We start from the raw sequence: 16,375 nt of genomic DNA, 5'->3' as shown, positions 1-16,375 counted from the left end.
GTCTTCGGTCGAGGCGTCCAACAAGAAACCCGCGCCACCAAGCCGGGTCGATAGAGATCAAATGACAAATCTGAACTACCGGGCGCGCGCCGAGCTTTATCTCGGACGCGACTGGGATACTGCCACGGCCCAGGGCCCCAGAGCCTTCCGGGTCGCGGCACATGCATTGCGCTTTGCCTTCGAGGAAGCCGCACCCGTCAGCCTGCACGGGGCCCGGCTTCACGTCGACGACCGCGTGTTCACCGGCGATGCGCTGGCACAACTCTACCGTAGCGGGGACTACCCGCTCGAACGCAAGCGCCCGAGCCGCACCGGCAGGCCATCAGCCCGAAAGGAAACGAAATGGACACCTTCAACTACGACGCCCCCGCCGAGCTTTACCCCAGCCGCCGCTACGCCAAGTCGGCGCGAGACCAGTACCGCCGCTTCAAGACGGCCGCCGAGGCGATCCAGTTCATCATGGAGGACGTCCCCGGCTCCTGGCTGATCGGCTCGTTCCTCGAGGTCAACGAGCGCCGCTTCGACGGCGACGCGATCCGCTCGCTCTACGAGGCCGCCGGCTATCCGCTGCCGCGGCAGAAGGCCGCTGCCTGAGCCTTGGTGCCCTATCCTTCTCCCCTCAGGGGAGAGGGGGCGCGGGCTGCAGGTTTCCATCAGAACGCAAGGCACTAGCGCCTGGCGGCGCGCAGCACGCTCGACGCCAGGATGGCAATGGAGCCCGCCAGCAGCACGCCGCCGCCCCATAGCGCCGGCAGGCCGAGCAGCAGCACCGCCATCGTGACAAGAGCGATCAGCACCACCGAGAGGAGTGCAAGGTTGCCGTCGTCGATGAACATGCCGATGAGTTCGGTGGCGGCGGTGCGCAGGAATCTCATTCCGCAGCTCCCTGGGAAGCCGTGGCGCGGCCCCGCCGCGCCGCTTGCAGGATCGCCCAAGAGGCGAGCGCCATGACGGCGAAAATCCCCAGCAGCGACAGGTCGGCGCCGGGCCATTCGGCGCCCAGCCCCTCCCCGGTCCAGAATATGCCGAAGCTGGTCAGCATCAGGCCGACGACGAATTTCAGCGTGTTCTCGGGCACGCGGGACAGCGGCCGGTGCACGGCGAGGCCGATCACCATCACCACGACGAAAGCCGCGAGTGCGCCGAGCCCGGCGTAGAGCGTGAGCCCGCGCGTCGCCCGACGGCGATGACGATGAAGATCACTTCGATGCCCTCGAGCAGCACCGCCTTGAAGGCGGCGAGGCCGGCGAGATAATCCGCCCGCCGGTCGCTTGTCTGGCTCGCGAGTTCGGCGGTTTCCGCCGCGAAGGCCTTGGCCTCGTCACGCAGCGCGATCACCCCGGCGGAGCGGAGCAGGGCTTTCCTGAGCCAGCGCATGCCGAACAGGATCAGCAGCACGCCGACCACGAACTGCACCACCCTGATCGGGATCAGGGCGAACAGCGGTCCGAACACCAGCACCAGTGCGGCGAGCAACAGCAGGGCAAGCCCGGCGCCGACGAAGGCCGGCCGCCAGCCGCGGGTGAGGCCCACGGCCAGAACAATGGTGAACGCCTCGACCACCTCGACGAACGAGGCGAGGAACGCAGCGGTGACCGTGGAAAAGATCGTGGCAGTCATGTGGAGTTCCGAGTCCCCTGAACGCGGCGGCGGCTCGGCAACGAGCGGCGGAAATCTATCGTCGCAGTGTTCCCTGCGCCAGCATACTGTAGTTTAGTCTGCCTCGATTTGGATACGCCGAGCGTGCGGGGGCAAGCATCGTGAACAACCAGATGCCGGAGCGTCCGCTCCTCGTCATCGACGGCGACTCGTTCGCCCACCGCGCCTATCACGGGCTGCCCAAGTCCATCCGGCGCGCCGGCAACAAAGGTGGCGGGGCGATCGTCGGTTTCGCCAACTATCTGCTGCGGCTATACGAGGCCGAGCGGCCGCGCGCCGTTGTCACCGGCTGGGATACGCTCGATGCCCCGACCTGGCGGGTGCTGGAGTTTCCGCCCTATCAGGGTGGCCGCGAATTCGAGGACGAGATCGTCGACCAGTTGAGCGTGCTGCCCGAGTTCGTGCGTGCCTGCGGTTTCGTCACCGCCAAGGCGGCGGGCTACGAGGCCGACGATTTCCTCGCCGCGGCCGTTGCCGCCGAGGAGCGGCGCGGCGGCACAGCGCTCGTTGCCAGCGGCGATCGCGACGCCTTCCAGCTGGCTTCGGCATCGATCACCATCCTCCATCCGGTGAAGGCCGGCGAGATCGCGCGGATCGGCCCCGCGCAGGTGCTCGAGCGCTACGGCGTCGAGCCGCAGCAGGTGCCGGACTTCATCGCGCTGCGCGGCGACCCGTCGGACAAGATTCCCGGTGCGCGTGGCGTGGGCGCGACGACTGCGGCGAGCCTGCTTAAGCGCTATCCTGACCTCGAGGCGATGATCGCCGACAACCGATTCCCCGCGCAGGCCGACGACCTGCGGCTCTATCGGCGTATCGCCACCATGGACCCCACGGCGCCGCTGCCGCCCATCCCCGATTGCACCCCGACATGGGACAAGGCCGCGGCGCTCGCGCGTGACTGGGAGCTCAAGGCGCTCGCCGGGCGGCTCGGGCAACTGGCGACGGCTGGCCGCTAGTCTGCTCAGTCCGGAGCCCTGAGGCGGTAGCCGATGCCGGTTTCGGTGAGGACATAGTGCGGGCGCTGCGGGTCGGCCTCGATCTCTGGCGGAGCTGGCGCACATAGACGCGAAGGTACTGGGCATCGGTCAAGGTGTCCCAGAGTTCCCCGAGCAGGAACCGGTGCGTCAGGACCTTGCCGGCGTGCTGCACCAGCACCCGCAGCAGGTCGTACTCCTTGGGCGAGAGCTTCACCTCGTCGTCCCCGATCCTGACGATCCGCCGCACCAGGTCGACCGAAAGCTCCCCGATGCGGAAGATCGGCCGCTCGCCCTGCGCCTGCAACTGATGCCGCACGGCGGCGCGCATGCGGGCCAGCAGTTCCTCCATCCCGAATGGCTTGGTCACGTAGTCGTCGGCGCCGAGATCGAGCGCCTGCACCTTGGCGGTCTCGTCGCCGCGGCTCGACAACACCACGATCGGCACCGACTCGTTGCGCGACCGCATGGTCCGCAGCAGCTCGAGCCCATCGATATCGGGCAGGCCCAGGTCGAGAATGACCAGTCCGGGGTCCTGGGCAAACAGCTCCAGCCCGGACCTGCCGTTCGGGGCCTCCAGCACCTCATACCCTTCCGTCCCGAGGCCCATCCGCAACAGCTTGCGAATGGGCGGCTCGTCATCGATGACGAGGACCTTGAGGGGAACACTCATGGGGTCGGTCCGATCCGCTTGCCGCCAACAGGCACCGGCATCTCGATGGTGAACACCGCGCCGCTCCGGTCGATCCGGTTGCCGGCCGAAATCGTGCCCCCCATGGCTTCGATGAAGCCGCGCGAGATCGTCAGCCCGAGCCCCGTGCCGGCGCGGACCTGATCGCCTTTCTCGGCGCGATGGAAGCGGTCGAAGATGTGCTCGGCCTCTCCGGATGGGATGCCCTCGCCTTCGTCCTCGATCTGCAGCCGCACCCGGTCGCCGAAGCGCTCGCCGCGGACCCAAACCGTCGTGCCGGGCGGCGCGTATTTCGAGGCATTGTCGAGCACGTTGAACAGCACCTGCTCGAACAGCACCGGGTCCACCTCGAGCATCGGCAGGTCCGGGGACAAGGCGACGTCCACGTGGTGCCGCGCGAGGATTTTCTCCGCCCTCCGCAAGGCGCTTCCGACGATCTCGCTGACGTCGTGCAGGGCGCTGTTTGGCATGACGGCCCCGGATTGCAGCCGGATCATGTCGAGGAGATTGGCGATGAACCGGTTGAGGCGCTCCGCCTCCTCGATGATGGTGGCGAGCAGGTCGATGCGCTCGGCGTCGCTGAGGCCCGACAGGTCGCGCAGCGCACTGGCGGCGCCGAGGACGGAAGCCAGCGGCGTCTTCAGATCATGCGAGATCGAGGTCAGCAGCGCCGAGCGGAGGCGCTCGGTTTCCATCGTCAGCTTCGTGCGCTCGACATCCTCGGCCAGGGCGACGCGCTCGATGGCGAGCGCCCCCTGGTCGATCAGCGCATCGAGCAGCCGGCGCTGCTCGGGGGTCAGGAGCGGGTTGTCGATGCCTAACCCCATCATGCCGACGAGGCCGCGCCCGGTTCGCATCGGCAGGAACAGCCATTTCGCCCCGGTCAGCGTATCCGAACCCCGGCCCGCCGGCCGATCGTTCTGCCATGCCCATCTCGCGGCCGCGATGTCCGCCGGATCGAGCACGTCCTCCGGCGGGTAGCCGGTCTTGACCACCAGTGTCTCGTTCTCGGGCAGCAGCAGCACCACCCTTGCCTTAAGCATCAGCGCCGTCTGGTATGCGGTGACCCACAGCACGTCGTCGAGGGCGCCGACGCCGGCGAGCTTGCGCGAGAAGGCGTAGAGCGACTCCGTCGTCCGTCTGCGGGCATTGGCGGCAACGGCCTGGATCTGGGCCCGCGCGGCGACGTTCGAGACGACGATGGCCACCACCGTGAAGAACACCACGGCCAGCGCGCTGCGCGGATCGTAGATCTCGAGGCTCAGATATGGCTGGGTGAAGAAGAAAATGTATCCGAGCGCCGCCAGCATGCTGGCGAAGATCGACGGCCAGAGGCCGAAGCGCACCGCAACGGCGACAACGCCGGTGAGGAATACCAGGTCGAGATTGGCCTCCCCGAAGATGGGCCGCAGGGGAAACCCAATGCCGAGGGCGATCGCGATGATGGCGGTGGAGAACGCATAGGGCTTGAGGTCGAAAGGCGGCCGCGTGCCGATCGTGGGCAGCGCCTGCGACGGCGCGACATCGCCTGCCCCCTCCTCCCCCGGCACGACGCTGACGGCGATGTTGCCCGCCTGCGCCAGGAGGTCACGCACCACCGAGCCGTTGACCAGCTCGAACCAGCGGCTGCGTACCGACTTGCCGATGATGATCTGGGTGATGTTGTTGGCCTTGGCGTAGGCGATCACGTCGTCGCCGATGCGCCGGGCGCCGCCCGGAATGGTCATCGCCTCCCCGCCCAGCGACTGTGCCAGCCGCAGCGCATCGGCGATGCGGTCGCGCTGCTCTTCGCTCAACTGCACCGTGCGGCGGGATTCGATATGGAGCGCCGTCCAGGGCGCATGGAGGCGATCGGCCAGAAGCTTGGCATAACGCACCAGGGCCAGGGCTCGCGGGTCCTCGTCGATGCAGACGAGGATGCGGTCGCCCGCCGCCCAGGGGCCGGAAATGGCTTGCGCCTGCATCCGCCGCAGCAACTGCTCGTCGACGCGTTCGGCAGTGCGCCGCAACGCCAGCTCGCGCAGCGCCGTCAGGTTATCGGGCGAAAAGAAGTGCTCGAGCGCGTGTTCGGCCTGCCGCGGCACGTAGACCTTGCCCTCGCGCAGCCGCTGCAGCAGGTCGCCCGGCGTCAGGTCGACCAGTTCTATCTCGTCGGCGCGGTCGAGCATCGAATCCGGGACCGTCTCACGCACCCGGATGCGGGTGATCTGCGCCACAACGTCGTTGAGGCTCTCGACGTGCTGGATATTCAGGGTCGAGTAGACATCGATGCCGTTGGCGAGAATCTCCTCGACGTCGAGATAGCGCTTGGGGTGGCGGCTGCCGGGGGCATTGGAATGCGCCAGTTCGTCGACGACAACGATCCCCGGCTTGCGGGCGAGGATAGCGTCGAGGTCCATTTCTTCGAGCATGTGGCCCCTGTAGTCGATGCGGCGGCGCGCCAGCACCTCGAGCCCCTCGAGCAGCGCTTCGGTCTCCTGCCGCCCGTGCGTCTCGACCACCCCGACGACAATGTCGACGCCCTCGCGCCGGCGCGCCCGGGCGTTCTCCAGCATGGTGAAGGTCTTGCCGACGCCGGGGGCGGCGCCGAGGAAAATCTTGAGCTTGCCGGCGCGGCTATCCTCGCGCCGCGCCAGTTCGAGGAGCGCCTCCGGCGTGGGGCGGCCGCGTTCGGAGGTATCGTCGGACATCATTCACGCCACCCCTGCCGGCCGCTCCGCGCTAGCTCGCGGGAGCCATCTGGTCGAGCGCCAGGTTGAGTTCGAGCACGTTCACCAGGCGATCGGGCGCCAGGATACCACCCGGCGCGAAGGAATATCGAGCCACCAGCTCGTCGATGCCGGCAGCGGGAATGCCGCGCGCCGCGGCGATCCGCGGCACCTGGTAGAGCGCCGATTGCTCGGTGATGTGCGGGTCGAGCCCGCCGCCGGAGGCCGCGGCGAGGTCGGCCGGGAGCGGGTTGGCGGCCGTCGCCCCGTAGGCCGCGACGGTCCCGGTCGCCCGCTCGGTCAGGTCGGTGCTGGTCGGCGACTTGTTCGACCCGCCGGCGCCCGCGGCATTGTAGTCGACCGCCGAGGGACGGGGCCAGAAGTAGCGCGGCTCGGTGAACTTCTGGGCGATCAGCTTGCTGCCGACGACCTGCCCCTGGGCATTGGCGATCAGCGACCCGTTGGCCGTCGCGGGGGTGAGCAACTGCGCGATGCCGAGGACGACCGCCGAGTAGGCGACCACTGAGATCAGCATGGTCGCTACGACGAGGCGCAGGCTGGCGAGGAAGGACTGCATCTGGTGCTCCTCTGTTTCTTCTTAGTGATAGAACTGGAAGTGCTCGGCGATCGGCCCGAGGGCGGCCGCCGGGAAGAAGGTGAGCGCGCCCAGGATGACGATGGTCACCAGCAGCATCACCCCGAACGTGCCGCTCTCGGTACCGAGCGTGCCGGCCGACTCCGCGGCAGGGCGCTTGGCGGCGAGCGAGCCGGCAATCGCCAGCGGCAGGATGATCGGGATGAAGCGCGACAGCATCATCACGAGGCCCGTGGCGATGTTCCACGGCACGGTGAAGATGGTGTCGTTGATGCCTTCGAAGCCGGAACCGTTGTTGGCGCTCGAGGATGAGAACTCGTAGAGGATCTCGGAAAAGCCGTGCGCGCCGACATTGTTGAGCACCGCCGTCCCCCACGGCGTGGCCGCGAACAGCGCCGCCAGCCCGAGGATCAGGAACGAGTGGGAGAGCGTGGCGATGACGGCGAGCTTCACCTCGTAGGCCTCGATCCGCCGTCCCAGATATTCGGGCGTTCGTCCGACCATCATGCCGGCGAGGAACACCGCGAGCACGATGTAGACGAACATGTTGATGAACCCGACGCCGACGCCGCCGAAATCCTCGTTGAGCCACATGCCGATCATCGGCATCAGCCCGGTAAGCGGATTGAGGCTGTCGAGCATGGCATTGACCGAGCCATTCGACGTCGAAGTGGTGAGCACGGCCCATACCGGACCGGCCGCTGCGCCGAAGCGCAATTCCTTGCCCTCGAGATTGCCCACGTTCTGAGCGATGGGGAGTGTATTGAACGCCTCGGTCGGCGTCTGCTCGAACCACACGGCGAAGCCGATGCGGGTCAGCATCAGCACCGCCATCACCACGAAGACGATGCCGGCATGCCGCATCTTGCCCACGATGCGGCCGAACATCCACACGCACGCCATCGGGATGATGGTGATGGCGATCGCCTCGAGCACGTTGGTCCAGAAGGTCGGGTTCTCGAACGGCTGGGTGGAATTCGGCCCGAAGAAGCCGCCCCCATTGGTGCCCAGCTGCTTGATCGCGGTGAACGCCGCGACCGGTCCCCGGGCGATGGTCTGCTGGATGCCCTCGAGGGTCGTTGCAATCGCCGAACCCTGCAGCGTCATCGGCATGCCGCCGAACACCAGCAGGATCGCGACCAAGATGGCAAGCGGCAGCAGGATCAGGAACGTGGCGCGCTGCAGATCGACGAAGAAATTGCCCATGTTGGTCCGGCCGGCGAGGCCGCGGGCCATGGCCGCGAGAGCCGCGATGCCGGTGGCCGCCGACACGAACTGCTGCCACATCAGCGCCCCCAGTTGCGATGCGTAGCTCATCGCCACCTCGCCCGAGTAGTGCTGGAGGTTGGTGTTGGTGACGAAGGACACGGCGGTATTGAAGATGAGGCTCGGATCGAGCTCGCCCTTGGCGTCCGGATTGAGCGGCAGGTACTGCTGGAGGGCGAGGATCAGCACCGTCACCGTGAACGAGACGGCGTTGAATGCGAGGAGCGCCAGCAGATACTGCTTCCAGTTCTGCTGCTTGAGGGTCAGCGGGCCGCCGATCGCCTGGAAGGCGCGGGTCCAGCGATTGCCGCCCCCGGCGGACGCGGCCGGGTCCATCGCCCATTTCAGGTAGCGGCCGAGCGGCCAGCTCAGGAGCGCCGAGCCGCCGACAATCAAAAGGACGTAGAGAATTGCGTTGAAGGTCATTTCACGAGCTCCGGCATCCGGGCTTCAGCTTTGATCGACGACGAGGGTCAGCCACCACATGAGGGCGAACACCGCGAGGCCGAGGAGGAGGTAAAGAATCCACATGGCTGTTTCCTTTCGGCCTAGACCAGGTGCAGGGCGCTCAGGATCAGGTCGATGAGCTTGATCCCGATGAAGGGCGCGACGACACCCCCGAGGCCGTAGATGAGAAGGTTGCGGCGCAGCAGGGCCGCGGCACCGATGGCGCGATAGGCGACGCCGCGCAGCGCAATGGGGATCAGGACGACGATGATCAGCGCATTGAAGATCACGGCGCTGAGGATCGCCGATTGCGGCGAGGCCAGTGCCATGATGTTGAGCGCCGAGAGCGGCCCGTTGGTCGCGCCGTCCGCCGCATAGACCGCCGCGAACATCGCCGGCAGGATGGCGAAGTACTTGGCGACGTCGTTGCCGATCGAGAACGTGGTGAGCGCCCCGCGGGTCATGATCAGTTGCTTGCCGATCTCGACGATCTCCATCAGCTTGGTCGGATTGCTGTCGAGGTCGACCATGTTGCCGGCCTCGCGCGCCGCCTGGGTGCCGGTGTTCATGGCGACCCCGACATCGGCCTGGGCCAGTGCCGGGGCATCATTGGTGCCGTCGCCGGTCATGGCGACGAGATGGCCGCCGGCCTGCTCGCGCCGGATCAGCTCGAGCTTCATCTCGGGGGTGGCCTCGGCCATGAAATCGTCGACGCCGGCTTCGGCCGCGATCGAGGCGGCGGTGAGCGGATTGTCGCCGGTGATCATCACCGTGCGGATGCCCATCTGGCGCAACTGCGCGAAGCGGTCCTTGATGCCGCCCTTGACCACGTCCTTGAGCTGGACCACGCCGAGGACCTCCCTGCCCTCGACGACGACCAGCGGCGTGCCGCCGGAGCGTGCGACCTCGTCGACACTGCGCGTGACCGCCTCGGGAAACTGGCCGCCGAGGCGCTCCACCATCGCCTTGATGGTGTCCGAGGCACCCTTGCGGATGGACCGCGCCGGCTGGTCAGCCAGGGCAGGGAAATCCACCCCGCTCATCCGGGTCTGGGCCGTGAACGGCACGAACACCGCATGCGGCTCGGCGACCTCGCGACCGCGCAGGTTGAACTTCTCCTTGGCGAGCACGACGATCGAGCGGCCCTCCGGGGTCTCGTCGGCGAGGGAGGCCAGTTGCGCCGCATCGGCTAGGCGCTCCGCCGCCACCCCGGGCGCCGGATGGAATTCCGTCGCCATGCGGTTGCCCAGCGTGATCGTGCCGGTCTTGTCGAGCAGCAGCACGTCGACATCGCCCGCCGCCTCGACGGCGCGGCCGCTGGTGGCCATGACATTGCGGCGGATCAGCCGGTCGATGCCCGAGATGCCGATGGCGCTCAACAGGCCCCCGATGGTCGTCGGGATCAGGCAGACCAGCAGCGCGATCAGCACCGGCACGGAGAACGAGGTGCCGGCGTAAAAGCCGAACGGCCAGAGCGTCACGCAAACGAGGAGGAAGATCAGCGTGAAGGCCGAGAGGAGGATGGTGAGCGCGATCTCGTTGGGCGTCTTCTGCCGCCGCGCGCCTTCGACCATGGCGATCATGCGGTCGAGGAAACCCGCACCCCGCTCCATGGTGACTCGAACCACGATGCGATCGGAGATGACGGTGGTGCCGCCGGTGACGGCGCTGCGATCGCCGCCCGCCTCGCGGATCACCGGCGCCGACTCCCCGGTGATCGCCGCCTCGTTGACGCTGGCTATGCCCTCGATCACCTCGCCGTCGGCGGGGATGATGTCGCCGACTTCGCAGACGACGGTGTCGCCCTTCTGCAGCAGGGTGGCGGCGACCTGTTCCTCGCGCCCATTGACGAGGCGTCGCGCCGTGGTTTCGCGCCGCGCCCTCCTGAGGCTCTCGGCCTGGGCCTTGCCGCGGCCCTCGGCCACCGCTTCGGCAAAGTTGGCGAACAGCACCGTGAACCAGAGCCACAGCGCCAGCTGGAAAATGAAGCCTCGATCCCCGTCTGCGGTGACGATTCCTATAGTGGTCAGCACGGCGCCGACGGCGGTGACGAACATCACCGGATTGCGCACGAGCGCCCGCGGATCGAGCTTGGTGAAGGCCCCGATGATGGCGGGACCGATGATGCTGCCGTCCAAAAGCGACGGCGCGTTGTGTTCGGTGGAGGGCATGGCGGCTTCCAGTCGTCGAATGGTTCGGATCAGGCGTCTAGAATTTCTCGGGCCTGAGCAGGGTGTAGACGAGGTAGACGAGGAGGCAGGCTGCTACCGCGCCGCCGAGTATCAAGTCGAAGATCATGGTGACCTCACGCGCCAATGGGCCGGTGCCTACCGGCCGTCTGTTGTCCATTTCGCTGCCGCACTGTCACTGCGCTTGAAGCCAGGAGGCGAGCCGATCAAAGGGCCCGGCTCATGACGTGCGTCAGCAGCTTCGGCGCAGCAGTACTGGCACTTCGCAGCGTATGATTTCGAGATGGAGTCCCAGCCGCAGCTATAGGAATCTCATAAGTGCCAGGCGCCGGGCATATCGCGACGGCGGCGGCGCTTCTTGCGCCAGCTTGCCGCGTATGCGCAACCGCTGCCCTCGCTCCGGATTTCGCCCCGACCTGGCAAAGCCCAGACTTTCACCGCGGGCACTCGTGCCGCATGGCCGCAAGATTCACTGCAGGACCCCACAAGACCGCAAGCCTGCCGCAGGTCCGGCAACCCCAGACAAGCGGCCCCCTCGGTCGTCGAACCAGAATTTGCGGTGTCCGGCGGGCCCGATCCGACCGGAAGGACAACCTGACTGGAGATCGGCGCAATGTCCTGGCTCGACGTGCTGTCGTGGACTTCGGTCGCCCTCGGAGTCCTGACTGCCGTGATCATTTCCATCGATCTCATCGCACATCCGCAGAAGATGCGGATCATGAACATCGTGTGGCCGGTCACCGGCCTGTATTTCCCGCTGCTTGGCCTGTGGTTCTATAGTGCCATGGGTCGGCCGATTGCGGCCGATGGGCCCCACGTGAAGGGCAGGGCGCCATTTTGGAAGGGCGTCTTTGTCTCCGCGACGCATTGCGGCAGCGGCTGCGTCGTCGGCGATATCCTTGGTCCCCTGGTCGTCTTCGGCTTCGGATTGACGCTGTTCGGAACCGTTCTGTTTGCGGAATACGCGGCGGAGTTCATCTTCGCATATGTGCTTGGCATAGCCTTTCAGTATTTCCCCATCCGGGAGATGCGGCGGGTCCCGCCCGCCAGGGCCCTCATCGATGCCGTAAAGGCGGACACGCTGTCGCTCGTCGCATTCGAGGTCGGAATGTTCGCGTGGATGGCGCTGGCCTTCTACGTTCTGGTCCCGTGGCACCCGAGACCGGACAACGCCGTCTTCTGGTTCATGATGCAGATCGGCATGATCGTTGGCTTCATAACGGCCTTTCCGGCGAACTGGGTCCTCATCCGATGGGGCATCAAGTCGTCGATGTAACTCGACTTGCATCGGCACTGGACGCGTTGGGCGGCGCGGTGCTGGCGCGCACGACGAGTTCGACGCCCGCCTCGAGGTGGCCCGAAGCCAGTGCCTTGCCGGCCAGCAGGTCGACCATCATCTGCATGGCCTGCCGGCCGATCTCGCGCCGCGGCTGGCGGATCGAGGTCAATGGCGGGTCCGAGGACAGCGCGTAGTCCATGTCGTCGAAACCGACGACGGAAATGTCGGACGGGACTCGCTTGCCCAGGCTTCGCAGCTCGTTGATGGCGCCGACAGCCATTTCGTCGTTGCTGCAGAACAGGCCGGTGAACGCGCTGCCCTGCGCATGGAACTGCCGCATCGCCGCCTGGCCGCTGCCGAAATGGAAGTCACCGACATGAGTCAGCGCCGGATCGGCCGCGATGCCGGCGCCGGCCAGGGCGTCGAGATAGCCCTGGTGGCGCTCGGTCGACATCACGAGGCGCATCGGGCCCGTGACATGGGCGATACGCCGGTGGCCCAGCGACAACAGGTGCTCGGTGGCGAGGCGCGCCGCCTTGCGGTTGTCGATGGCGACTGCCGGCAGCGTACTGCCCTCGATCAGTTCGAGCGCGATGACCGTCTGCGGCAGGCTCGCTTCGGGGACCGAGTCCGGAATCCAGCCGGTCATCAGGATGAGCCCGTCCGCCTGCCGGTTGCGCACCATGTCGACATAGCGCACGACGCGCGCGTCGTCGTAGCCGGCATCGCCCATCAGCACGCGGTAGCCGTTGGCGAAGGCCAACTCCTCGATGCCGCGATAGATCTCGAGATAGAACGGATTGGTGATGTCGCGCACCAGCAGCACGACGTTGTTGGTGGCCTGCCGCCGAAAGTCCACGGCCTGCCGATTGGGGACGAACCCGGTCTGCCGCACCGCATCCAGCACCTTCTCGCGCGTCGCCTCGGTGACCTTGCCGGGCTGGGCCAGTGTGCGCGACACGGTGGCGATCGAGACGCCTGCCAGTTCTGCAACCCGCCGGATCGTGGGGGCCATCCCTAGACTCGCAACTGCTTGGTCCGGCCGTAGAGCAGCATGAGCAGCAGCAGTACCGCGCCGAAGATCAGCTGCCGGCCCCAGAACTCGAGCTGCAGGGTGGTCAATACGCTCTGCAGCAGGGTCAGCGCGATGGCGCCCAGCATGACGCCGAAATAGTTGCCCGAACCGCCGGCGAGCGAAATGCCCCCGATGACCACGGCGATGACCGAGGGCAGCACATACTGGTCGCCGACCGAGACGAAGCTGTTACCGGTATAGCCGATGACGACGACCCCGGTGACGCCGGCGAGGAGGCCGGAGAGACCATAGAGCAGGGTCCGGATCAGCCGCACCGGCAGGCCGGTCAGCACCGCGGCGCGCTCGTTCGAGCCCATCGCATAGATGGCATAGCCAAGCTGGGTGCGGCGCAGCAGGAACCACATGCCGAGCCCCAGCAACGCCCACAGGAACAACACGCCGGGCAGCCCCAGCAGCAGCGGCCGGTTGACGAAGCCCATCAGCGAAGGGGCGGCGTTGCCCGACGGGATGCCGCGCGACAGGACGATCAGCCCGCCCTGCACCACGCCGGTCATGCCCAATGTCATCACCAGCGGCGGGATGCGCAGCAGGGTGACACCCAGACCATTGATCAGCCCGATGACGAAGGTGACGCCGCCGGCCACGAGGATGGCGGGCAGGATCCCGCCATCGTTCCCGGACATGGCATTGCCGGCGAGCACGGCGCCCAGCGAGATGAGGGCGCCGACGGAGAGATCGATGCCCTCGCGGCCGCCGATGACGACGAGGCTCTGGCCGGCCGCGACCATGCCGAGAATGGCGGAAACGACGAGCAGGCGGATGATCTGGTCGCCTCGCGCGAACCCGGGCGACAGCACTTCGCCCATAGCCAGCAGGACGAGGATCGAGAGGGCGGCGAGGACCAGCGGATCGGTGAGGATGGTCTTGATGCGGTTCATTTCGATCGCCCTCAGTTGCGCCGCGCCACCAGCACGCCGCCAGCGAGCGCCAGCAGCGTGATGAGGCCCTGGATCAGCGTCTGGTAGTCGAAGGGCAGGCCGGCAAAGAAGATGACATTACCAATCATGCCGAGCACCAGCGCCCCGAGCACCGAGCCGAAGGCACTGCCCGAACCGCCGGCCAGCGCCGTGCCACCGAGCACCACCGCCGAGATCGAGGCGAGCGCCAGGGTGCGTCCCATCAGCGGGTCGCCGCTTGCGGTCTCGCCGGTGAGGCAGAGGCTGGCGAACGCCGCGAAGAGACCGCAGAGGGCATAGGCGAGGATGCGGATTTGCGCGAGCTTGAGCCCGGTCTGGAAGGCCGCGGCGCGTTGCCCGCCCGCCGCCGCCAGGTGCTTGATGAACGGGCGCCCGGCGATCACCGCCACGATGACCAGCGCCGCGATCAGCACCCACAGGACGACCGGCAAGCCGAGCGGACTGCTGCCATAGGTGCGCCAGTACTCCGCCGGTACCGGCAGGCCCGCGGTGGGCAGCACCATGAGCGCCAGCCCGCCAAAGATGATGCCGGTGGCGAAGGTGGTGACGATGGCCTGGAAGCGCAGCAGTGCGACGAGCGCGCCGTTGAGCAGGCCGCAGGCAATGCCGACCACGAGGCCGGCCGCGATCCCGCCGAGCACGCCCCCTGCCCCGCCCCCCAGCGCCGCGATGACGCTGACCGTCACCACGTTCACCAGGGCAACGATCGAGCCGACGGAGAGGTCGATGTCACCGCCGAGGACCACATAGGTCTGTCCGATGGCGACGAGGATGACCGGGAGGAAGACTGAGAGATTCGACTTCAGCACGTTGGGCGTGACGAGGTTGGGCTGCAGGATCCAGTTGACCACGAACAGCGCCATGAGCGCGCTGAGCGTCACCAGCCACAGCCGGCTGCGCAGGAACCCGGCGACGGCGCTCATGCGACCTCTCCATAGGCAGCGTTGGTGAGATGGAAGCTGTCGAGCGAGGCGCCGGCCAATTCCGCCGAGACGGCGCCGGAATTGAACACCAGGATCCTGTCGCAGAGGCTCAGCAGTTCGGCATCTTCCGAGGCATAGAAGATGATGCTGGTGCCCTTGTCGGCGAGGTTGCGCACGAGGGCGAAGAAGTCGGCCTTGGCGGCGAGGTCAATGCCCTTGGTCGGATCGTCGAGCAGCAGCACCGGCGCGTCGGTGGCGAGCCAGCGGGCAATGAAGATCTTCTGCTGGTTGCCGCCCGAAAGCGATCCGATCGGCGCCTCCATCCCCGCATACTTGGTATTGAGCGCAGCGGCGGCGGCCTCGAAGCGGGGCCTGAGGTGGCGCGGCCAGACCAGCGCCAGCTTCTCGCGCACCATCGTCGCCGACCCGATGTTCTCGAAGATCGAGCGACCGTGCAGCGCCGCGTCCCGGCCTCTGTCGCCCGACACATAGGCAAGGCCGGTACGGACCGCGTCCGCCGGCTTCCTGATGCTGACCGGCCTGCCGTCGATCTCGAGCGTGCCGGAGGCGAAGGGCAGCGCCCCGAACAGGCCCTGCAGCAGCGCCGACTGGCCCTGCCCCTGCAGCCCGCCCAGCCCGAGGATCTCGCCCGGCCGCAGTGTCAGCGACACATCGCGAACGCGACGGCTGCTGGCGCCCTTGAGCTTAAGGCGAGGCGCTCCGGACGAGGGGGGCACGGCGCGCTCGACGCGATCACGAATGCCGACGTCGCCGACCATGGAACGGACGACTGCGTCGCGATCGGTTTCGCTGCTCGCGAACGATGCCACCGTGGCGCCATTCCGCATCACCGTGATGCGGTCGGCGATCTCGAATATCTCGTCCATGCGGTGGGAAATGAAGATGGTCGAGACACCCTCGGCCTTGAGCTCGCGCAGAATGGCGAAGAACAGCTCGACCTGCCGGCGGTCGAGCGCCGCGGTCGCCTCGTCGAAGATGATGAGGCGGGGCTTGCGGGCGAGGACCTTGAGGATCTCGACGATCTGCCGCTGGTCGGGCGCAAGGCCCGATACGGGTGCATCGGCGGTGAAGCCGGTGCCCGCCACGCTGGCGAACCGGGCGATCAGGCGGTCGGTGTCGGCGCGCAGTTGCCTCGCGTCGAGGAACCCGCCGGCGCCGGTGCGCTCATGGCCGAGGAAGATATTGTCCGCAACCGAAAGCTGCGGCACCAGCGACAGCTCCTGGTAGAACAGCGCAATGCCGCGAGCCTCCGCTTCGCGGGGGGTCCTGAGGCTGACTTCGCTGCCGTCGAGGCGGAGCGACCCGGTATCGCGCGCCACCGTGCCCGCGATGATCTTGCAGAGCGTCGACTTGCCGCTGCCATTGGCCCCGAGCAGGGCATGCACCTCACCTTTGCCGACGCTGAGGCTGCCGTTCGACAGCGCCACCACGGCGCCGAAGTGCTTCGCAATTCCGGTGGCTTCGAGCACGGGGGGCATCGGCGATCCGCAGTGGCTTGGGCGAAACATCTTCGCCGCGTCGCCGGCACGAGGCAACGGGGCACGTCCCCGAAGGGCCGGAAGCAGCCCGCTCGGAAGAGGGACCGGGCGCAAGGCGCCCGGTCCCCGGAT

13 protein-coding genes and 2 pseudogenes are annotated in these 16,375 nt (G+C 67.2%); 3 read left to right on the top strand and 12 right to left on the bottom strand.

Annotation, left to right across the window (positions count from 1 at the left end):
* The first annotated feature begins 342 nt into the window (after positions 1-342).
* Positions 343-594, top strand: a complete 252-nt coding sequence (locus JWQ89_RS12460) for a hypothetical protein (RefSeq protein ID WP_299641463.1) — start codon at positions 343-345, stop codon at positions 592-594.
* Between the two features lie 74 nt (positions 595-668).
* Here the strand turns inward: JWQ89_RS12460 and JWQ89_RS12455 are convergent, their stop codons facing one another.
* Together JWQ89_RS12455 and JWQ89_RS12450 are read right to left on the bottom strand one after the other, a co-directional pair.
* The gene (locus tag JWQ89_RS12455; RefSeq protein ID WP_299641460.1) at positions 669-875 is read right to left on the bottom strand and encodes a hypothetical protein; all 207 of its coding nucleotides are present in this window, start codon (positions 873-875) and stop codon (positions 669-671) included.
* A pseudogene (locus JWQ89_RS12450) lies at positions 872-1,620 on the bottom strand (COG4280 domain-containing protein). The gene JWQ89_RS12455 and the pseudogene JWQ89_RS12450 overlap by 4 nt, the downstream one beginning before the upstream one ends.
* A gap of 140 nt (positions 1,621-1,760) precedes the next feature.
* On the opposite strand from JWQ89_RS12450, the gene JWQ89_RS12445 reads away from it, so the two are divergent.
* Positions 1,761-2,615 (top strand): 5'-3' exonuclease H3TH domain-containing protein, encoded by an 855-nt coding sequence (locus JWQ89_RS12445; protein WP_299641458.1) that lies wholly within the window; start codon positions 1,761-1,763, stop codon positions 2,613-2,615.
* A 5-nt stretch (positions 2,616-2,620) separates the two neighbouring features.
* On the opposite strand, the pseudogene JWQ89_RS12440 reads toward JWQ89_RS12445, so the two are convergent.
* The 6 genes and pseudogenes from JWQ89_RS12440 to kdpF form a co-directional block, all read right to left on the bottom strand.
* Positions 2,621-3,306: pseudogene (locus JWQ89_RS12440) on the bottom strand (response regulator transcription factor).
* On the bottom strand, positions 3,303-6,017 hold the full coding sequence (locus JWQ89_RS12435) for a sensor histidine kinase KdpD (RefSeq protein WP_299641456.1): 2,715 nt from the start codon (positions 6,015-6,017) through the stop codon (positions 3,303-3,305). The pseudogene JWQ89_RS12440 and the gene JWQ89_RS12435 overlap by 4 nt, the downstream one beginning before the upstream one ends.
* 28 nt (positions 6,018-6,045) lie before the next feature.
* Entirely contained in the window at positions 6,046-6,609 is a 564-nt protein-coding gene (kdpC, locus tag JWQ89_RS12430; protein WP_299641454.1) for a K(+)-transporting ATPase subunit C, read from the bottom strand.
* 21 nt (positions 6,610-6,630) lie between these two features.
* Entirely contained in the window at positions 6,631-8,319 is a 1,689-nt protein-coding gene (gene kdpA, locus JWQ89_RS12425; protein ID WP_299641451.1) for a potassium-transporting ATPase subunit KdpA, read from the bottom strand.
* Between the two features lie 122 nt (positions 8,320-8,441).
* Entirely contained in the window at positions 8,442-10,511 is a 2,070-nt protein-coding gene (gene kdpB, locus JWQ89_RS12420) for a potassium-transporting ATPase subunit KdpB (RefSeq protein ID WP_299641449.1), read from the bottom strand.
* A gap of 37 nt (positions 10,512-10,548) precedes the next feature.
* The gene (gene kdpF, locus JWQ89_RS12415; RefSeq protein WP_299641448.1) at positions 10,549-10,689 is read right to left on the bottom strand and encodes a K(+)-transporting ATPase subunit F; all 141 of its coding nucleotides are present in this window, start codon (positions 10,687-10,689) and stop codon (positions 10,549-10,551) included.
* Positions 10,690-11,142: 453 nt separating this feature from the next.
* Between kdpF and JWQ89_RS12410 the strand changes: the two genes are divergently transcribed.
* Positions 11,143-11,805: a DUF4396 domain-containing protein gene (locus JWQ89_RS12410; protein WP_299641446.1), complete on the top strand. Its 663-nt coding sequence runs from the start codon at positions 11,143-11,145 to the stop codon at positions 11,803-11,805.
* Here JWQ89_RS12410 and JWQ89_RS12405 read toward each other — a convergent pair.
* From JWQ89_RS12405 to JWQ89_RS12390, 4 genes are read right to left on the bottom strand one after another with little or no spacing between them, the layout of a single operon-like run.
* The gene (locus JWQ89_RS12405) at positions 11,789-12,823 is read right to left on the bottom strand and encodes a LacI family DNA-binding transcriptional regulator (protein ID WP_299641444.1); all 1,035 of its coding nucleotides are present in this window, start codon (positions 12,821-12,823) and stop codon (positions 11,789-11,791) included. The genes JWQ89_RS12410 and JWQ89_RS12405 overlap by 17 nt on opposite strands.
* A 2-nt stretch (positions 12,824-12,825) precedes the next feature.
* Positions 12,826-13,782, bottom strand: coding sequence for an ABC transporter permease (locus JWQ89_RS12400; protein ID WP_299641442.1), 957 nt, complete (start codon positions 13,780-13,782; stop codon positions 12,826-12,828).
* 11 nt (positions 13,783-13,793) lie between these two features.
* A complete protein-coding gene (locus JWQ89_RS12395; protein ID WP_299641440.1) occupies positions 13,794-14,744 on the bottom strand; it encodes an ABC transporter permease in 951 nt (316 codons plus the stop codon).
* Positions 14,741-16,243: a sugar ABC transporter ATP-binding protein gene (locus JWQ89_RS12390; protein ID WP_299641438.1), complete on the bottom strand. Its 1,503-nt coding sequence runs from the start codon at positions 16,241-16,243 to the stop codon at positions 14,741-14,743. Before JWQ89_RS12390 ends, JWQ89_RS12395 begins: the two co-directional genes overlap by 4 nt.
* Positions 16,244-16,375 lie beyond the last annotated feature (132 nt).

The sequence above is a fragment of the Devosia sp. genome, assembly GCF_028290645.1.
In the GTDB taxonomy this organism is placed as follows: Bacteria; Pseudomonadota; Alphaproteobacteria; order Rhizobiales; family Devosiaceae; genus Devosia_A.
The sequence above is the reverse complement of the archived record's forward strand: the minus strand, read 5'-3'. Positions and strand labels throughout refer to the sequence as shown.